At 53.2% G+C, this 15,119-nt stretch carries 17 protein-coding genes and 1 riboswitch; of the genes, 10 read left to right on the top strand and 7 right to left on the bottom strand.

The window, feature by feature from the left end:
• Nucleotides 1–12 precede the first annotated feature (12 nt).
• From PKO01S_RS04325 to PKO01S_RS04310, 4 genes are read left to right on the top strand one after another with little or no spacing between them, the layout of a single operon-like run.
• Nucleotides 13–1,179, top strand: coding sequence for a glucose-1-phosphate adenylyltransferase (locus PKO01S_RS04325; RefSeq protein WP_127530081.1), 1,167 nt, complete (start codon nt 13–15; stop codon nt 1,177–1,179).
• Nucleotides 1,176–2,288: a glucose-1-phosphate adenylyltransferase subunit GlgD gene (gene glgD, locus PKO01S_RS04320; RefSeq protein ID WP_174818544.1), complete on the top strand. Its 1,113-nt coding sequence runs from the start codon at nt 1,176–1,178 to the stop codon at nt 2,286–2,288. The genes PKO01S_RS04325 and glgD overlap by 4 nt, the downstream gene beginning before the upstream one ends.
• A 20-nt stretch (nt 2,289–2,308) precedes the next feature.
• Nucleotides 2,309–3,772, top strand: coding sequence for a glycogen synthase GlgA (gene glgA / locus PKO01S_RS04315; protein WP_127530080.1), 1,464 nt, complete (start codon nt 2,309–2,311; stop codon nt 3,770–3,772).
• On the top strand, nt 3,754–5,721 hold the full coding sequence (locus tag PKO01S_RS04310; protein ID WP_127530079.1) for a glycoside hydrolase family 15 protein: 1,968 nt from the start codon (nt 3,754–3,756) through the stop codon (nt 5,719–5,721). The genes glgA and PKO01S_RS04310 overlap by 19 nt, the downstream gene beginning before the upstream one ends.
• 170 nt (nt 5,722–5,891) lie before the next feature.
• Here PKO01S_RS04310 and ade read toward each other — a convergent pair whose 3' ends face one another.
• A complete protein-coding gene (ade, locus tag PKO01S_RS04305) occupies nt 5,892–7,658 on the bottom strand; it encodes an adenine deaminase (protein WP_127530078.1) in 1,767 nt (588 codons plus the stop codon).
• Nucleotides 7,659–7,707: 49 nt separating this feature from the next.
• Nucleotides 7,708–7,806: riboswitch (purine riboswitch) on the bottom strand.
• Between the two features lie 174 nt (nt 7,807–7,980).
• Here ade and PKO01S_RS04300 point away from each other — a divergent pair.
• Nucleotides 7,981–8,481 (top strand): GNAT family N-acetyltransferase, encoded by a 501-nt coding sequence (locus PKO01S_RS04300; RefSeq protein ID WP_127530077.1) that lies wholly within the window; start codon nt 7,981–7,983, stop codon nt 8,479–8,481.
• Nucleotides 8,482–8,600: 119 nt separating this feature from the next.
• On the opposite strand, the gene PKO01S_RS28665 is transcribed toward PKO01S_RS04300, so the two are convergent.
• The 6 genes from PKO01S_RS28665 to PKO01S_RS04275 form a co-directional block, all read right to left on the bottom strand.
• A complete protein-coding gene (locus PKO01S_RS28665; protein WP_164779474.1) occupies nt 8,601–8,741 on the bottom strand; it encodes a hypothetical protein in 141 nt (46 codons plus the stop codon).
• 191 nt (nt 8,742–8,932) lie between these two features.
• Nucleotides 8,933–9,412: a spore germination protein GerPE gene (locus tag PKO01S_RS04295; protein ID WP_127530076.1), complete on the bottom strand. Its 480-nt coding sequence runs from the start codon at nt 9,410–9,412 to the stop codon at nt 8,933–8,935.
• Nucleotides 9,409–9,657: a hypothetical protein gene (locus PKO01S_RS04290; RefSeq protein WP_127530075.1), complete on the bottom strand. Its 249-nt coding sequence runs from the start codon at nt 9,655–9,657 to the stop codon at nt 9,409–9,411. Before PKO01S_RS04290 ends, PKO01S_RS04295 begins: the two co-directional genes overlap by 4 nt.
• Complete coding sequence (gene gerPC / locus PKO01S_RS04285; protein WP_127530074.1) at nt 9,654–10,472, bottom strand: spore germination protein GerPC; 819 nt, start codon at nt 10,470–10,472, stop codon at nt 9,654–9,656. Before gerPC ends, PKO01S_RS04290 begins: the two co-directional genes overlap by 4 nt.
• A 19-nt stretch (nt 10,473–10,491) precedes the next feature.
• Nucleotides 10,492–10,698, bottom strand: coding sequence for a spore germination protein GerPB (locus tag PKO01S_RS04280; protein ID WP_127530073.1), 207 nt, complete (start codon nt 10,696–10,698; stop codon nt 10,492–10,494).
• Complete coding sequence (locus PKO01S_RS04275; protein WP_127530072.1) at nt 10,695–10,934, bottom strand: spore germination protein; 240 nt, start codon at nt 10,932–10,934, stop codon at nt 10,695–10,697. Before PKO01S_RS04275 ends, PKO01S_RS04280 begins: the two co-directional genes overlap by 4 nt.
• Before the next feature lie 174 nt (nt 10,935–11,108).
• Here PKO01S_RS04275 and PKO01S_RS04270 point away from each other — a divergent pair, with 174 nt between their 5' ends.
• The 5 genes from PKO01S_RS04270 to PKO01S_RS04250 all read left to right on the top strand — a co-directional run bounded on the left by PKO01S_RS04270 (nt 11,109) and on the right by PKO01S_RS04250 (nt 15,074).
• Complete coding sequence (locus PKO01S_RS04270; RefSeq protein ID WP_127530071.1) at nt 11,109–11,528, top strand: Hsp20/alpha crystallin family protein; 420 nt, start codon at nt 11,109–11,111, stop codon at nt 11,526–11,528.
• A 116-nt stretch (nt 11,529–11,644) separates the two neighbouring features.
• Complete coding sequence (locus PKO01S_RS04265) at nt 11,645–11,845, top strand: hypothetical protein (RefSeq protein WP_127530070.1); 201 nt, start codon at nt 11,645–11,647, stop codon at nt 11,843–11,845.
• 139 nt (nt 11,846–11,984) lie between these two features.
• The gene (locus PKO01S_RS04260; RefSeq protein WP_127530069.1) at nt 11,985–12,206 is read left to right on the top strand and encodes a hypothetical protein; all 222 of its coding nucleotides are present in this window, start codon (nt 11,985–11,987) and stop codon (nt 12,204–12,206) included.
• Between the two features lie 174 nt (nt 12,207–12,380).
• Nucleotides 12,381–14,459, top strand: a complete 2,079-nt coding sequence (locus PKO01S_RS04255; RefSeq protein ID WP_127530068.1) for a stalk domain-containing protein — start codon at nt 12,381–12,383, stop codon at nt 14,457–14,459.
• Nucleotides 14,460–14,642: 183 nt separating this feature from the next.
• A complete protein-coding gene (locus PKO01S_RS04250; protein WP_127530194.1) occupies nt 14,643–15,074 on the top strand; it encodes a Fur family transcriptional regulator in 432 nt (143 codons plus the stop codon).
• Nucleotides 15,075–15,119: the final 45 nt, after the last annotated feature.

Here is a 15,119-nt window from a genome sequence, read left to right as displayed (position 1 = left end):
GAGTGGATGTCTATGGGGCGTAAAGAAATGGTCGCCATGCTGCTCGCCGGGGGAGAAGGCAAAAGACTCGGCGTATTGACGAAAGATTTGGCTAAGCCGGCCGTTTACTTTGGCGGGAAATATCGCATTATCGATTTCACGCTCAGCAATTGCGCTCATTCTGGCATCGACACTGTTGGTGTTTTGACGCAGTACCAGCCGCTTGATTTGAACCGTTATTTAGGTATCGGCAGTCCGTGGGGACTTGACCGGCGCGATGGCGGTATGGCCATACTGCCTCCATTCGTTAAGCAGAAGGGCGGCGTATGGTACAAAGGGACGGCGAATGCCATCTACCAGAATATGGGGTTCATTGACCGTTCCGACCCTGAGTATGTGCTCATCATCTCTGGTGACCACATCTACAAAATGGACTATGAAAAAATGCTCGCTCACCACAAGAAGACGGGAGCGGACGTTACGGTTGCCGGTATCGAAGTGCCCTGGAAGGAAGCGAGCCGGTTCGGCATCATGCATGCGGACGATGAGGACCGGATTACCGCATTCGAAGAAAAACCGAAGGTGCCGACAAGCAATACGGCATCGATGGGTATTTATATTTTCTCGTGGCCGGTGCTGCAGCGTTATTTGATTCGGGACGAGGCGAACCGCCACTCTTCCAATGATTTCGGCAAAGATATATTGCCTGCGATGCTGAAAGACGGCATGGATATGTTCGTCTATCCGTTCAAGGGCTATTGGAAAGATGTCGGCACAATTGAGAGTTTGTGGGAAGCGAACATGGATTTGCTGGACGACCGTCCGCCTCTTGATCTGACCGATCCGGAATGGCGCATCTATTCGGTGAGCCCGAATCGGCCGGCGCAATATATTGCTCCGCAGGCGCGCATTGTGTCATCCATCATTACGGAAGGCTGCTTGATCGAGGGAGAAGTGAACCGTTCTGTCATTTTCTACGGCGTGCATGCAGGGGCCGGCAGCGTCATCCGGGAGTCGGTCGTCATGCCGAATGCGCGGGTAGGTGCAGGTGCTAAGCTGTATCGGACGATTGTCGGCGATGGTGCTGTTATCGCGGACGGCGTCACAATCGGACATCCGGATCAAACGGCGGTGACCGTCGTCGGCAGCGACGAATTCGTTGCCAATTACAAAACGCTGCTGGAGGTCGAACCGTCGTGAAAAATAAAGTGATGGGCGTTATTAATCTGATTCATGAGCCGGATGATTTGGAAGGGCTGACGGCTGGACGTTGCCCGGCAACGGTGCCGTTCGGCGGCCGTTACCGGCTGATCGATTTTATTCTTTCGAACATGGTGAATAGCGGGATATCCAGAGTTGCCGTCTTCGCGCATACAAAATTCCGGTCGCTTATGGATCATCTGGGCTCCGGCAAACATTGGGATCTTCATAACCGTCAGAGCGACTTCTTCATCCTGCCGCCGACGACAGAAGACAGCCAAGATCTGCGCCGCGGCGACCTTTACCATATGTATCAGAACCGGGATTATTTCACGCGAAGCCAGCAAGAATACGTTGTCTTTGCGCGCAGTCATGTGATCTGCAATATCGATCTGGCGCCGGTCATTGCGTACCATGAGAAGCAAGGCGCTGATATAACGGTCGTCTGCAAAAGGCAGGCTTCCTTCATCCCCGGCAGAAGCCGCAAGGTTGAGGTGAATGCTGACGGACGTATTACGGCAATGCAGGATCATTTCGGCCGGCTGAACAGCAATTTGCTGTCGACCGAAATTTACGTCATGCGCCGCGATCTGTTGTTGGAGCTGGTAGAGACATCGCTGGCGCAAGGACAGGAACACTTGATCCGCCATTCGATTATGTCGCGGCTTGATAAGCTCAACGTGTGCGCCTATATGTACGACGGCTATCTGGGCATGATCAATACGCTCGACAGCTACTATTACAATAGCATGCAGCTGCTCAAGGCGGATGTATGGAAGGAGCTGTTCTTCCGTCCGGGGCCGATATATACGAAAGTGAAGGATGAGCCGCCTGCCCGGTATTTGGAAGGGGCCAAAGTATCCGGGTCCATTGTGGCCAACGGCTGTGTCGTCGAAGGCACGGTCATCAACAGCGTACTGTTCCGCGGCGTTCACGTCCGCAAAGGGGCGATTATCCGCAACAGCATCGTGATGCAGAACGGAATTGTAGGCGAGAACAGCGTGCTTGATTACGCGATTCTCGATAAGGACGTTGTTATTGAGCATGGCCGGGACATTCGCGGTGCGGCAGGCTTGCCGTTCGTCGCCGCGAAACGCAAAACGATCTAAAACTGTAAGGGGGAAGTGCTGTGAATGTATTGTTTGCTGCTTCGGAGGCTGTCCCGTTGGCGAAGTCCGGCGGGCTGGGAGATGTCGTTGGCGCACTGCCAAAGGCGCTTAACGAACGCGGAGCGGATGCGCGCGTAGTGCTTCCCAAGTATGCCGGCATTCCCGCTTCATTCGCAGAGCGGTTCGAGACGATTCATACGTTCTCGTTCCGCTTCGGATGGCGGTACCAATATTGCGGCTTGCTTCGCGCCGAAATCGACGGCGTTATTTATTACCTGATCGACAACGAACAATATTTTAATCGCGATGGACTGTACGGCTACGAAGACGATCCGGAGCGGTTCGTCTTCTTCAATTTCGCGATTGCGGAATGTTTGCCGCACTTCGGCTTTATTCCGGACATTATCCATTGCCATGATTGGCAGACAGCGCTGCTGCCTTTTCTGCTGAAGACGAGGTATGCGTACGATCCGCTGTGCCGTTCTGTCCGTACGGTATTTACGATTCATAATTTGAAATACCAAGGGGTATTCGGACAGAAATTGCTGCAGGATCTTGCTGGGATGGATGATTTATGGTTTTGGACAAGCGGTCTGGAATTCTACGGCGCGGCTAACTGTATGAAAGCGGGCTTGCAATATGCGGACAAGCTGACGACGGTAAGTCCGACCTACGCCGAAGAAATTCAGACGGAGCATTGGGGCGAGAATCTCGATGGCGTCATTCGTTGGCGCGCGTCGGATTTGCATGGGATATTGAATGGAATTGATACGGACAGCTACGATTCCATGAACGATCCTGCGCTTCATACCCCTTACCGAGGATCGATCGCCCGCAAGCGCAAAAACAAGCTTGCGCTTCAGCAAGAGCTCGGACTGCCGGAGTCTGAATCCATTCCAGTTATCGGGATCGTGACTCGTCTTGTCGAGCAGAAAGGCATCGATCTGATAGAACATGTCATTGAGCCGCTGCTAGACGAAGGCATTCAGCTTGTCGTGCTTGGCGCGGGCGATTATTACTACGAGCAAATGCTGCGGGCCGCTGCAGAGTGGCGTCCCGAGCAGTTACATGTCAGACTCGGCTATGACGAGGGGCTGGCTAGACGGATCTACGCGGGTTCGGATATGTTCCTTATGCCGTCGCGGTTTGAGCCGTGCGGCCTTAGCCAGCTCATAGCACTCCGATACCGGTCGGTGCCGATCGTTCGCGAGACGGGTGGGCTTAGAGACACGGTACAGTCGTACGATGAATATACTGGAACGGGCAACGGGTTTACATTCGCCAACTATAATGCACACGATATGCTTCATACCGTCAGAAGAGCGCTCTCATTGTACCAAGACGAGGAAGCTTGGAAAACAATCGTTGCGAATGGCGCGAAGGAAGACCATAGCTGGAGCCGTTCTGCCAAATCGTACATGTCCCTGTATGCTGAACTGCTGCCTCTGCGAAAGGAGACAGAAAGATGGCCCGTCATCTCGTGATTGGTAATGGCAAGATGCTTCTCAATCTTGACAATCATTGTTTTATCCGGGATATCTATTATCCTTATGTCGGACAGCTCAACCATGTCGGAGGCCAGACGTGCCGCTTTGGTATTTGGGTTGCCGGTCGCTTCGCGTGGCTGGACGATCCGGGCTGGAAGTTCGAGCTCGACTATATCGAGGGCTCATTGGTGACGAATATTATCGCGAAGCACGAGGCGCTCGGCGTCCAGCTTCATATGAACGACGGTATTCATCAACGGGAATGCATATATATTAAACGCGTGGTCGTCCGCAATCTTGCGGGCGAGCCCCGCGAGTTCCGGATGTTCTTTCATCAGGATCTGATGATTGACGGCTCGGAAGTTGGCGATACGGCCGCATATTTTCCGGAAAACCATACGTTGTTTCATTACAAGAGGTCGTCGTACTTTATGTTCAACGGATTTTCCGATGAAGGCGGCATCATGCAGTATTCGACCGGTATCAAACGGTTTCAATCGGCCGAAGGCACTTGGCGGGATGCGGAAGACGGCGTTCTGATGGGCAATTCGATCGCGCAAGGGTCGGTTGACAGCACGATCAGCTTCCGGACGATCGTACCGCCAGGAGGCGAGAAAACCGTCTACTACTGGATGACGATCGGCAAAGGCTTGGAGGAAGTGAAGGAGCTTAACCAATACGTACAGGAGAACCATCCGGAGAAGCTGCTGAGCCGAATGGTCATCTACTGGAAGCATTGGCTGCACCGGGCGGAGAAAGATTTGGGCGATTTGCCTGACGACGTCATACGCATCTTCAAGCAAAGCCTGTTAATCGTCAGAACGCAGACAGATGAGCGCGGTGCGATTGTAGCGGCGAACGACACCGATATTTTGCAATACAATCGAGATCATTACAGCTATATGTGGCCGCGGGACGGCGCGTTGATCGCCCAGTCAATGTCCGCAGCAGGCTTCCACAGCGTCATCGCCCCGTTCTTTCATTTCTGCGCGCAGGCGCTCGCTCCTGAAGGGTATTTGTATCATAAATACAATCCGGATGGAACGGTCGGATCAAGCTGGCATCCCTATATCGTCCAAGGAAGCCGCAGGCTGCCGATTCAAGAAGACGAGACCGCACTCGTCCTGTTTGCATTATGGAAAGACTATACCCGCCACCAAGTCATCGAACTGCCCCAGTCGCTGTATTCGAATCTGATCCGCAAAGCGGCGCATTTCTTGACGCAATACATGGAGCATTCGATGTCGCTGCCGAAGCCGAGCTACGACTTATGGGAGGAACGTTACGGCATTTGGACGTATACGGCCTCATCCGTTTATGGCGGACTGATGGCAGCCGCATACTTCACGGAACTGTTCGGCGACTATGAGCGAAGCGATTATTACCGGAATACGGCGCAATCGATTAAGCACGGTATTATAACGCATTTGTGGGACGAGGAAACGGGCCGGTTCGCCCGGGGACTTGTGCAGAAAGATAACCGCTGGGTCAAAGATATGACGCTTGAAAGCAGTCTGTTCGCGATCTGGGAATTCGGCGTGCTGCCGGTCGATGATGAACGTGTCGTCCGGACGATGCAAGCGATCAAAGAAGGCTTAAGCGTTCGAACGCATGTAGGAGGCATCGCCCGTTATACGAACGATTATTACTTCCAGCAGTCTGGTGATATCGAGAAAGTGCCGGGTAACCCATGGATCATATGCACGCTATGGGTGGCGAACTACGAGATCGAATCCGCCGAGTCGCTGGAAGATCTCGAAGGCCCGAAACGCACGCTGCAGTGGGTCGTCGATCATGCGCTTCAAAGCGGCGTCCTCCCGGAGCAGCTGAATCCGCACGACGGCGGCCCGTTGTCGGTGGCGCCGCTCACGTGGTCGCATGCCACATTCGTTCAGAGTGTGACGAAGTATGCGGGCAAGTACCGGGAACTGACCAAATTGAGTTAGAAAAACGCAGCTGATCCGAGTATGAACTGTACCTCCAATTGCTAGATGGTGTCTAACAATTGGGGTGCAGTTCAAGTAGGGATTGGCTGCGTTTTTGCGTTCAGGTATCACGTAACCAGCTCATATCGCAACCTCGCCTCACGTCGGTCGCGTAACGGACTGACAACACGTTATTCCGATTCCGCCTCGATCGCAATGTGCCGGTTGGATTCGAATGCGAATAAGCCAAGATCCGTCAGCTTGAGCTGAGGGATGACGGGCAGCGCCAAGAACGACAGCGTCAGGAAGGGATTAAAATGACCAGGTGCGCCGATGGCCTTGAGTGCACGGTTCAATCCTTTCATTTGCTCGTATACGACTATAAATGGCTGATCGGACATTAATCCGCCAATCGGAAGCGGCAACGATGCGATAATGCTGCCGTCAACAGCGACGGCAAGACCGCCGTTTATCTCGGTAACATGCTCGATTGCAACCATCATGTCGGCATCGGAGACACCGGCGCAGATGATGTTGTGGGAATCGTGGGCAACCGATGATACAATAGCGCCGCGAAGCAACTGAAAACCTTTCACGATGCCTAACCCGATATTGCCGGTTGCGCGGTGCCGCTCGACGACGGCCAGTTTCAACTGGTCGCGTTCCACGGACGTTATGAATGTCCCGTCGCTGCTCAACGTAATCTGCTCCTGAAGATGATGGGTGACTAGTGAGTTCGGAATGATGCCAATGACGCTGCACTTGTCTGATTGCGGCCGAATGACCAGATCGCCGGCGTGAATCGGCTTCATGCCGCTGCGCATTGTTTTTTTCGCTAGTATTCCATTATCGGGGGTCGGAGCAGCATTCGGAAAAGATTCTAGATGGAGCTGGCCGTCACTATAGACCCGATTGCCGTCCTTGAACACCTGCCGGATTGACAGTTGGTTCAAGTCGTCGACGATAACAAGGTCTGCTCGATAACCAGGCGCAATAGCGCCGCGATCGCGAAGGCCGAAGCATTCCGCCGCATTGATCGTCGCCATCTGAACGGCGGTAACCGGATCTAGACCGTTGCGGATAGCGAGCCGGATATTGTGATCCACGCTGCCTTCCTCCAGCAAGTCGTCTATGAGCTTATCGTCAGTGACGAAGAGACATCTTCGGGCGTTTCTCGGCGTAACAGCTGGCAGGATCGCTTCCAAATCTTTGGCGACCGTGCCTTCCCGGATCATCAAATACATGCCTAGATCCAGCCGGTGCCGGGCTTCTTCGGCGTTGACGCATTCATGGTCGGTGCGAATGCCGGCTGCCATATATAGATTCAATTGCTCGCGCGATATGCCGGCAGCGTGGCCGTCAATATGCGCGCCATGATCCAGTGCGTCCGCAAGCTTGTCCAACAGGTCCGATCTTGCGCTGGATAGAGCAGGGAAGTCCATCACCTCGGCGAGACCGAGGACGTTCGGATCGTTGTAGAACGGCCGCAGCTGTTCCGCATCGAGACGGGCGCCGTTGCTCTCGAACGGAGTTGCCGGTACGCATGACGGCAGGTTGACGTATATATCGACCGGCAGTCCAATAGACTTTTCCAACATATACTGAATGCCTTCGGAACCCATTACATTGCCGATTTCATGCGGATCGGTCACAACCGTCGTCACCCCGTGCGTAACGGCAATTTGGGCGAATTGAGGCGGTGTCAGCATCGAGCTCTCGATATGGACATGCCCGTCGATTAATCCAGGAAGCACCCATTGACCGGCTGCGTCCACGACTTGTTTCGCATCCTTATACGTGCCGATTCCAACGATCACGCCGTCTGCGATGGCGATATCGCCCTTCATCTCCTCACCCGTAAATACATTGACGATCGTTCCGTTTTGAATAATAAGATCGGCAACAGCTCTGTGTGCTGCTGTTTCGATTCGCTTTAACAATTTGTTCGCAGTGTTCATGACAGTATCATCTCCTTCAACGAAATAAAAAAATCCCGATTACCATCCATGCCGAATAAGCATGATGGTAATCGGGATTTTACGGTTCCCGGTAGAAACCCTCGACCCGGATTGTCGAGGTTATACGCATAATGAACCTAATTGTATGCGACCGTTGGCAGAGAATCAAGTGTGGACGGGCTGCTGCGAACGATTAAATGTCCGTTCTGGAGCGTGTCCGCTATCTATGCGATAATAAGAATGCGGCGTCCAACGAGGCGCCCGTTAGGTTTCCATCATGATGCTATTACTTTCAGAATGACGGTCAGGGAGGCGATGAACGGTGGGGATAGAGATACGAGTTACGACGGCAGAAGAGCATCACTTGCCTGCGATCGTCGCAATCTATAATTCGACGGTAGCGAGCCGGATGGTTACGGCGGATACGGAGCCTGTGACCGTTGAAAGCCGTCTGCCTTGGTTCCGCAACCGGGATTGGAGTACGCGGCCGATCTGGGTCGCGCATAACGGCACGGAGATGGTGGGGTGGCTTAGCTTCCAGCCGTACTACGGCCGGCCGGCTTATCACGCAACGGCAGAGCTAAGCATATATATTGCTGACCAGTACCGCGGAACCGGCATTGGGGGGTTCTTGTTAGACCGTGCCATTCATGCGTGTGGAGACTTCGGCATTAAGACGCTGCTTGGTTTCGTGTTCGGCCATAATAAGCCGAGTCTTCGGCTGCTGAATAAGCATGGTTTTCAGCAATGGGGGCTGCTGCCCGGAGCTTGCGAGCTGGATGGCGTGGAACGGGATGTCGTTATATTGGGGCGCAAAGTGTAGCGTGCATGAAGTTACGGAGGTCTGAGATATATCCAAGATGAGACGTCGCCAAAAGGGCCGGCGCCCGCGATTACCGCAGGCGTCGGCCCTATTGACTATTTATCGCATTCGCATCGGAATCAGAACCAGCCTGCGCGAAGTACGATGACAAGCAGGATAAAGAGAACGAGAATGACGCCGATGCCAGTGCAGAAGCCGCCTACGCCCCCAACAGGGCTGCAGCCGTGGCCCCCTGCAATGCCTGCAACAGGATATCCCATAGTTCATGACCTCCTATTTGGTACTGTGTGTGAAGGTTGATCTCACACTTCTAATGTATGTGGCAGGAGGGCCATTGATATAGACGTTTATACCGGTTGCAAATCATTTCAACATTCGCCTATATGTTTGCTGCCGAAGAACAGCCGGTAATCGGCCTGGCATCACATACGCCGCTTCACGGTGCCGCATGTTATGGATAAGCAGGCGGAAGCGAGTGCCTGCCTTTATACTGGCGAATATGTTTAATGCGCGCCTCGGAGCGGTGCGTCTGGCCGGTGCCGATGACAATCTGCGCTGCTGCGCCAGCGCTTGTAATGCTAATGCACCCGACCGAAATAACCGGGCATGCATTCCATCTATGCGTGACGACAAAGCTGTCAGGATCGTTGGCATCGATGAATGCAGGGATAGGCCTGTCGAATATAACATACGATTCAAAAAAAACATCCCCCGCATAAGGGTGATCTTCCTGCCGCTGTACGGCGAGCGCCCGAAGAACCGCATTCGATTCAGAACGGTCGCCGATTTGCAGCATACCCGCTTGCGAGAGCGTATTCACATAAATGCCCTGAACTTCCGATGTGCGTATGTTGGTATCGTCGAGAGACAGAAAGGTCGGTTCCGGCAAATTGGCACCTGGAATATAAAAAGTAACGCCGTTCATTCTCATCTGAGCTTGATCGTTACCGGCCCGGATCCGCCGTCCGGCCTCCGTTCGCCTTCCGCATTCTCGAAACCTTCAGGCAGCTCAAGCGGTGCCAGCTGTCCGACTACGACCGACTCCGGAGGCGTATCGAACATCGAGAACAGCGATATCGTATCATTATCGCCGACTTGCAGCAGCGATGAGCTGGATACACCTAACACCTCGATTGAGCCGACGCATATTTCATGATTGACCACGTAGAAAATCATGCTTGCAGTATGCCTCCTCCTTCAGGTCCGGAACCATTCGTGCTCAATTTCATCAAGTATTGGCGGAACGCCATCTGTATGTCCCGGATCGTCTTGCCTGTCACCTGTTCCTCAACGGTGAACGGCTGTGTGTCGGAATCCGGATTGTTAGTCTTCATCTGCTGCATATAGAACTGAATGCGTGTCGGAAGCTGGCGCCGAATGTCCTCGATGACAATTCTGCGGTGATAAGGATCGAGCGGCAATCCGATCTCCTGTTCCAGAGACGCTAATGCCTCAGCTCCTTGTTGTTCCATATACTGGTTAACTCTCCGTTGGATATTGTCAAAAGGAGGCGGCAGATTCGTCGCTGCCGGTCCTGCCGACGGGAACACGTTCGGTGTGCCGCTTGTTCCGGACCCCACAACGTTATTGCCGTCTCCGCTCCCATCGCCCGTGATACCGATGCCGTGTCCATTTTTCGCTTGCTGAACAATGAGCTGGTCGATATTGCTTTCGCTTCCGTCAGCAGGAGGCTGAATGCCGATGTTTAAGGTGCCGTCGAGCTTCTCGATTTTTAATTGATCGAAATGATACTCGATTTTATCAATGCTGTAAGTTGGTTTAGCTTCGGCTGATTTCAACTGCGCGGACAACATGTCGACACGTTTTTGCAGCATCATGATCTGTTCCTGCTGCAGTCTCAAAGCGTTCTGCACCTGGGCAACCCAGGCCGGCCATCCCGGCCATCCCGACGCAGCCTGCTGCGGCCTTGACTCGGATGACTGCGGGGGTTGGCTTGCTGGCGGTATACCGCTATTGTTCGACGACGTCATGCACACGCACCTCGCCTCTTTAAGCCGGATTCGGAAGCGGGACGAAAGAGAGCGGATTTTCTTCCCCTAACTGCGGGGCAGGTCCCGTAAATCCGCCGGAGTTGTACAGCTGCGACAGCGAGCGGATCGAACCGGCACTGCCGACTTGAAGAACAGAACTGTTCGATACGCTTTGTACACGAAGCTGTTGAATCGTAATCTGCTGATAAATCGTCCAATTGCTCATATGACGTTAACGCCGTTTCCGACTTGGTTTTGTGTGCTGTCCTGTACATCGGGATCAAGTGTGTTGGTGGCGCTAAGGGCGTTGTTGGAGTTCGCTAACCCGCCGGTCAGGAATGAACCTGCGCCTGCATACGTTTTGGAGTTGCTCGAAGGCGATACTTGGACCGTATCGCCGAACTGAACGACGGAGCTGGAGCCGACGCTTGTAATGTTGACGAAGCCTACGACAGCTGGCATGCGCTTCGAACCTCCTTATTCGAATATCGATATACGCTATCGTATGCGGCATTCGCCCATTGGTTCCGCACATGCCCATAGGATTTAGGCGGCCGAAGTACCTTGTTTGGGCTAATCGCATATTATAGGGTGTTGGGTGATGGATATCAGCGGATTACGTAGGAGGCGGGAAGCATGACGAAATGGGACGATATGGAGCAATGGATGAAGACGCAGCAGCTTCCGCGCGGGTTCGATGCGCTCAAAGATACGGGGTGGGTCGCAAATTACGTGAAATCGATGATGGCGGATGCGATACAAGAGAAAGGGAAGCTGGCTGGGCAGAATGCGGCGGAAACGTTTGAAACACATCATTTTATTGTCATCAAATGGCCGATTCCGCGCGGTGTGCATCCTTCGGAGCTGCGGCTTCTCGTAAGGGAGGATAAAGTGCGGATCGAAGGTTTGCCGGAAGGCAAGAAGGACACGGTTCCGCTTGCGAAGCAGGTGCTGCCCCGTTCGTGCAAGGCGCTGTGCAAGGATGGCATACTCCAAATCAAACTCCGCAAAAAACCGGCGAACCGACAATATTACGAAATGCCGATCCGTTGGTGACGATTTGTCATGATTTCGACGCATGCAGCTACTGGTAACGCTGTCACGCTTTCGTTATAATGTAGCGAGGTATGTATATGCAGCGACGGCTGTATATCAATTTAGGAGGATTGTTCATGACACTTGTCGACGTCAGCAGTGTTTCGGCGGGGTTGTTCGTACTCGGAGCCGTATTCATTATGCTTATCTTCTCGCTGCTTAGCTTTGGCGTGCTGAGCATGTTTCAACTGCGGTTCCGCACGGGATGGTTTTCGTTCGCGGGAGCTGTCGTAAGCGCAGTCGTATTCGGCCTTATTCTGAACACCTGGTATTTATAACGGTGTGTTCGAAGTTGGACAAGCGGCGCCGTCTTGGCGCCTCGCATGTTAATAGGATTCCGCCAGCGGATACGGCCGGTCGATGCGGCGTTCCGGCTGGCGGTTATTTATTTTGAATAAGAGGAGAGGCTGATCGCCCATGTGGACTGGCATTTGGTTCATGACCAACATTGTGTTTGTCGTGTGCGTTATCGCATATTTGTTCGCCCATCGCTCCGTTTCGGAAGCGAAACATACGAAAGCGGAAGTTTCCAAGATCCAATCACTAATTCTCAGACGCAAAGTGCTAGGCATTGCAAGCCTCGTGATGTTTCTCGTTATGGCGGGCAGTTTTATGATGAATATGAAAGTGAATGGTTGATGGATTGGATTTCCAATTCGGATGTAAATGTGGCAAAAGTTTGACAACCCGGCTTCCATACGCAACCTTTGTATGCTGCTAGGCGTCCAATGCATATAGGCATTCTTAGATACAGGCACGCAAGAAGTGTCTGAAAACGTTGAGAAGAAGCAGAATGCAGAAGGAGTCGTTGTTTTGAAAAAGCTGAAATGGTTGTTGCTCTTATCTCTATTGGTTGCACAAGTAGCCGTCTCTCAGACGGCAGTTCAAGCGGAAGGCTCGGATCCGAATCAGGCTCCAGGCACAGAGGTGGCGGATACAAGCGTTCCATCCTCTGTTAATACGCCAGCCGTCCCGACATCGATTACGACAACGAGCGCACAATTGGCTGCGCCGACAGACAAAATTACGATGAACAAGAACAGCAAGGTCATCCTTCACAACGGAGTGAAGACGACGGCTGCCCAGCCCCTTTCGTTCATCAACGGAACTTCGTATATTCCGCTGAAAGCAATTGCGGTTGAGTTCGGCTATAAAGTTGGATACATCGCGGCGACGAAGCAGTCGACGGCGACGAAGGACGGCGTCGAGCTCCGGTTCAGTCCGAACAATAAGACCGTACTGAAGAACGGCGAGAAAATCATGCTGAACGGTCCGGCTATCAATCAAGCGGGCACGTTTATGATACCGGTCAAATCGTGGTCGCAATTGACGGGCGCAAACCTGTCGCTGATCGGCAACGTCATGACGCTTACGTGGTCGACTGCGCCGAAGGCGCCGACTGCGGCATTCGAAGTAGCGCCAGCGGAGATCTATGCGCAGCAGACGACGGTTCAATATATCGACAAGTCGGTCGTGCCTAGCGGTACCGGCATCGCGAACGAGTCGTGGACGAACAACCTGACGGTGTTCGATCAAGCAGGCACCTATACGATCACCCGGCAAGTTCAAGACGGCAACGGCGTGTGGAGCGATCCGTATTCCGTCACGATCGTCGTCAAAGCGCCGAACCAGCCTCCGGTTGCCGATTTCTCGACCGAGAAGAGCGTTTACCGGATCGGCGAGAACGTCATCTATTCGGACCGAAGCACGGATGACGAGAATTCGATCACTTCGACGAAGTGGACGGGTAACGAGAAAGTGTTCTTCGAGGCAGGCGATTACCCGGTCACGCTCGAAGTGACGGACCGCCATGGGTTGACTTCGCAAGTGACGAAGACGGTAACGGTATCGAACGAAGTATTATATACGCGCGACGAATATGTTAAATTGTTCACACCGGTTGGAGACATCTATCCCATTAACGGCGCGAGTGTACTAGAGTACTCGACGATTAACTTCACGCCAGTGTTCGAACCGGCTCAGATGGTGCGGAGCAACAGTCCGGAGACGTGGACGGAGGAAGGGATCGCTTATCAGGATCAGCTTCTCGGTGAAGTGCGTTTCATGTTCCATAACATGAATAATGTCGGCGCACCGGTTAAGATGTACTTGCTCGCGACCAATTATGGCGGTACAACGGCGAACGTTGGTCTGAACGCGAACGGAATTGGCGGACCGAACCCTCAAGTATCGGCGACAGGTAAAGCGTCGACGATGCGTTACTTGACTTCGCTTGCTTCCAAGCCGGCTACGACCTGGATGACAGTCAAGCCGGGCGAGACGAAGGAAGTTCTGCCAATTATCTCGCAGCGTGCGATCAAGCCGAGTGAAGTGTTCTCGGCATTCGCCGATTTGGTTACCGACCAGAGTCTGGACTTCCAGGTCGTCGTCGTGCGAGAGGGCAAGAATCCGGTTGCTGAGCTGCCTAATCTGGAATACATGACGCGTGACGTTCACGTTCGCGGCACGTTCAACGGAACGAACCGGGAGATCGAGCTGAATGATGTCATTGGCAGCCAGCCGCAGCGCATGGTGATCGGCGACGGGAAATTTGATACTTTCCAAGACGGCTACGACGGCTTGACCGGCAATCTGGAAGTCAATAAGGGCAACTTTGGCGTTATGTATACGATGAATTTGAACCGCGTTGCGCCGAATACGCTCATCTCGCTGAATCCGCGCGGCGGCTATTACATGGGTGCGTTTCTTGTCAACGGCAAGCTAGTGGCGCTGCCGGCCAACGGCAGCATTATTAAAGACCAGAACTCCGCGGGCGTGCTGTACCGAACCGGATCGACAGAAGAGTCGGTTGAGATCGTCTTTACGATCGCGCCTGGCGGCAACTTGCCGATTTCTATGCTCTTTACACCGCTCCCTGAGCTTCGCTGGTAGGCGGATAGGTCTGAGACTGCGGCAGCAGTACGCGATGTGGCGTACTCTCCGCAGCCTTTTTTGCCATATGCCTCCATATGTCTAATGAATAGAACCCGGCGAGGCTGCATTGACGGCGCTAACGATTTCGGGCATTATGGTTTTAGAAGATTGTGTGGATTCGGAGGGTTTGGCTTGCTTACGATGACTACGGATGAAATCGTTCAGAAGATGGCGGCTCAAGGGCTGCGAATAACCGACCAACGCAAGACACTGGCCGGGCTTTTCGCGGATTCGCCTGGTTATATGTCACCTAAGGACGTCTATGAATATATGGGGCGCATCTATTCCGGTCTCAGCTTCGATACCGTATACCGGAATTTGCGCGTAATGGAAGAACTCGGCGTGCTGGAACAGGTCGTCTTCGAAGAGGGCGTCCGCTTCAAGCTTCACTGCCGGGAGCATGACCATCATCATCATTTGATCTGCCTGCAATGCGGCAAGACATATCCAATTACGCATTGTCCGATGGATCAGACGGTCGTGCCGGACAATTTTCAAGTCGTGAAGCATAAGTTCGAAGTGTTCGGCTATTGCAAGGATTGCCGCCAAGATGGAGACGGCGATGATCATTAAAGTGTTCCAGGCGCCAGTCCGGTTCTACCGGCGGGCCATCTCGCC

It is taken from the genome of Paenibacillus kobensis NBRC 15729 (genome assembly GCF_004000825.1).
In the GTDB taxonomy this organism is placed as follows: domain Bacteria; phylum Bacillota; class Bacilli; order Paenibacillales; family Paenibacillaceae; genus Paenibacillus_T; species Paenibacillus_T kobensis.
This window is presented reverse-complemented; position numbering and strand designations above follow the sequence as displayed.

What these genes read in the sequence shown, in the direction of transcription:
- PKO01S_RS04310 (WP_127530079.1), top strand. Translation starts at nt 3,754, where the DNA reads ATGGCCCGTCATCTCGTGATTGGTAATGGCAAGATGCTTCTCAATCTT.
- PKO01S_RS04295 (WP_127530076.1), bottom strand. Translation starts at nt 9,412, where the DNA reads ATGAGAATGAACGGCGTTACTTTTTATATTCCAGGTGCCAATTTGCCG.
- ade (WP_127530078.1), bottom strand. Translation starts at nt 7,658, where the DNA reads ATGAACACTGCGAACAAATTGTTAAAGCGAATCGAAACAGCAGCACAC.
- PKO01S_RS04270 (WP_127530071.1), top strand. Translation starts at nt 11,109, where the DNA reads ATGACGAAATGGGACGATATGGAGCAATGGATGAAGACGCAGCAGCTT.
- PKO01S_RS04290 (WP_127530075.1), bottom strand. Translation starts at nt 9,657, where the DNA reads ATGATTTTCTACGTGGTCAATCATGAAATATGCGTCGGCTCAATCGAG.
- gerPC (WP_127530074.1), bottom strand. Translation starts at nt 10,472, where the DNA reads ATGACGTCGTCGAACAATAGCGGTATACCGCCAGCAAGCCAACCCCCG.
- PKO01S_RS04265 (WP_127530070.1), top strand. Translation starts at nt 11,645, where the DNA reads ATGACACTTGTCGACGTCAGCAGTGTTTCGGCGGGGTTGTTCGTACTC.
- PKO01S_RS04325 (WP_127530081.1), top strand. Translation starts at nt 13, where the DNA reads ATGGGGCGTAAAGAAATGGTCGCCATGCTGCTCGCCGGGGGAGAAGGC.
- PKO01S_RS04280 (WP_127530073.1), bottom strand. Translation starts at nt 10,698, where the DNA reads ATGAGCAATTGGACGATTTATCAGCAGATTACGATTCAACAGCTTCGT.
- PKO01S_RS04260 (WP_127530069.1), top strand. Translation starts at nt 11,985, where the DNA reads ATGTGGACTGGCATTTGGTTCATGACCAACATTGTGTTTGTCGTGTGC.
- PKO01S_RS04275 (WP_127530072.1), bottom strand. Translation starts at nt 10,934, where the DNA reads ATGCCAGCTGTCGTAGGCTTCGTCAACATTACAAGCGTCGGCTCCAGC.
- PKO01S_RS04250 (WP_127530194.1), top strand. Translation starts at nt 14,643, where the DNA reads ATGACTACGGATGAAATCGTTCAGAAGATGGCGGCTCAAGGGCTGCGA.
- PKO01S_RS28665 (WP_164779474.1), bottom strand. Translation starts at nt 8,741, where the DNA reads ATGGGATATCCTGTTGCAGGCATTGCAGGGGGCCACGGCTGCAGCCCT.